This is a genomic window from Vicinamibacteria bacterium, from assembly GCA_035620555.1.
Lineage (GTDB): Bacteria > Acidobacteriota > Vicinamibacteria > Marinacidobacterales > SMYC01 > DASPGQ01.
This window is the reverse complement of record DASPGQ010000318.1, coordinates 1-2,246: the sequence shown is the minus strand read 5'-3', so window position 1 is coordinate 2,246 and position 2,246 is coordinate 1. Positions and strand designations below refer to the sequence as shown.

The window sequence follows — 2,246 nt, the reverse complement described above, 5'->3', positions numbered from 1 at the left end:
GAGCCGGCTCGACGCGTCGAGGCTGAAGAACCAGACACCCCGCTTGCCTCTGGCGACGACATAGGTCCGGACGTTGAGCTCGAGAAACGATGACAGCCCGGGAATGGATGGACACCCTCGCGGCTTCACTCCGGTCATGCGGAACGGCACGACCCCGAGCCAGGTTTCTCCTTCGAAGGTATCGAGGGCCAACCCACTTGGAATGAGCGGGGTGAGCGCCTTTTCCGGAACTCTGAAGTGAGCGAAGAGCAGGTCGTGCCAGGTCATGGAGAGAATCCACGGCCTGCCGCGCGACATGCGGTATTGTAGTCTTTCGTGGATGACTCGAATCTGCTGGAACGCGCGGCTGGGCTTTTCAATCGAAAGCTCTATTTCGAGTGCCACGATCTGCTCGAAGAGGCCTGGGCGGAGGAGAAGGGGGAGGATCGGAAGTTTCTCCAGGGGCTCATCCACGTTTCGGTCGGTCTCTACCACCTTGCGGCGGGCAATTACACCGGAGCGACGAATTTGCTGCGCAGCGGGATCGAGAAGCTCGAGCGGTTTGCGCCGAGTCGGCACGGCCTCGACCTGACCGGACTTCTCGAGAGAGCGCGAACGTGTCTCGACAAGTCCGAGAGACTCGGCGCAGGGGAGCATCTCGCCTGGGGGGACGATGACGTGCCCGAGATGCGCTTCGAGGAGGGCCGAGCCCGATGAGTAAAGTGCTGGCGGCGGTGGCCGTGCTCGCGGCGGTGCTCGTTCTGTCCTTCGATCGGCGCGCCGCCACGGAGGCGGCATCCTATCGCGTCATGATCCTGGGATTCGACGGAATGGATCCCGAGTTTCTGGAATCCATGCTCTCTCAGGGCAAGCTTCCCAACTTTCAGAAGCTCATGAGCGAGGGGGCCTATGCGCCCTGCCGCTCCTTCAAACCCACGAAATCCGTGGTTTTGTGGACCTCGGTGGCGACGGGAAAGCGGATGGAGAAGCACGGGATCGTGGACTGGCAGCTCCTGTCCGATGACGGTCGCAAAGTCCTCGCCTCGGGCGGATCGCGACGAACGGAAGCCTTGTGGAACATCGCGACCTCGGCGGGGAAGACGGTTCAGATCCTCAACTGGTGGGCCACATGGCCAGCCGAAGAAGTGAACGGGCAGATCGTGTCGAACCACTTTCCCCGCTCGCTTCACGAGCCCATCGAGGAGGCGACGTTCCCCGAGGATTTGGCTCGCGAGCTCCGAGGGCTCGGAATGCCCGATCGGGCCGAGGCCGAGCGGGTTCTCTCCGATTCGGGAATCCCCGTCTTTTCGCGCGAGCTGGCCCTCGCCGCGTTTCGGCCCAGCACGCAGTTTCGCGCCCGGTTCCGAACGGCGGCAGGGGTTTTCAACGACGACATGATCACCGAGAAGAGCCTCGGTTACTTGATAAACGGCCGCGGACAGGCCGACCTGGTCGCGGCGCTCTTCCGCACGACGGACGTGTACACCCACTTTCTCTGGCGATTCATCGACCGGCGGGTCGCCGAACCCGTGTACGCCGCGCTCAGGGAGAGAGGCGAGCCCGTGACCGAGCCGATCGCGCACGCCATGGACGAGGCCTATGCCCGCGTTCTCGAGCCGGTCTATCTCCATGAAGACCGGAGACTTGGACGGCTCATGGAGATGGCCGGGCCGGACACGGTTCTGATGGTTGTATCCGATCACGGCTTCCAGTTTCGGGATTACGGGTTCAACCATTACGATGATGGACGTGGCGACGTCCGCGCGCCCGAGGGCGTGCTTTTTCTGTGGGGACCGCCGATCCGTAAGGGTGCTCGCCTCCAGAGCCCTTCATTATTCGACCTCACGCCGACATCTCTTTATTTGATGGGACTTCCCGTTGGTCGCGATATGGACGGGCGGGTCCTCACCGAGGCCTTGACGCCGGTTTTGCTCGCCGGACGCTCAATCGGCCACGTGGATAGCCATGACCGAGGGCCGCGCGGTGGCCAGGCCCGCCCGAGCCCGCTGGATGACCAGGTACTGCGCGAATTGCGGGCTTTGGGCTACATCCCCTGATCCCGCGCAAAGCTACCACCGGCAAGGGTTTCTCGGATATGGAGTTTCGTGTTAACCTTGACACAATCCCTCGGGCTGTAGTACGAATACCGCGCTTTTTCGCACGCGCCCGATGTCGTCACGTAAGTCATCATCAACCAGTCAATTAATAACGCTGCCATTTCGCGCAAAATCATTCAATAGGGTCCGGAATAATGAAACGTTCGTTTA

Annotated in this window: 3 protein-coding genes; 2 read left to right on the top strand and 1 reads right to left on the bottom strand. The window is 61.7% G+C overall.

From position 1 onward, the window contains the following. A partial coding sequence (locus VEK15_13095; GenBank protein HXV61627.1) for a DUF2071 domain-containing protein occupies positions 1-267 on the bottom strand: 267 nt, incomplete at its 3' end. 48 nt (positions 268-315) lie between these two features. Between VEK15_13095 and VEK15_13090 the strand changes: the two genes are divergently transcribed. After that, positions 316-696 (top strand): DUF309 domain-containing protein, encoded by a 381-nt coding sequence (locus VEK15_13090; GenBank protein ID HXV61626.1) that lies wholly within the window; start codon positions 316-318, stop codon positions 694-696. Continuing rightward, on the top strand, positions 693-2,036 hold the full coding sequence (locus VEK15_13085; protein HXV61625.1) for an alkaline phosphatase family protein: 1,344 nt from the start codon (positions 693-695) through the stop codon (positions 2,034-2,036). The genes VEK15_13090 and VEK15_13085 overlap by 4 nt, the downstream gene beginning before the upstream one ends. Positions 2,037-2,246: the final 210 nt, after the last annotated feature.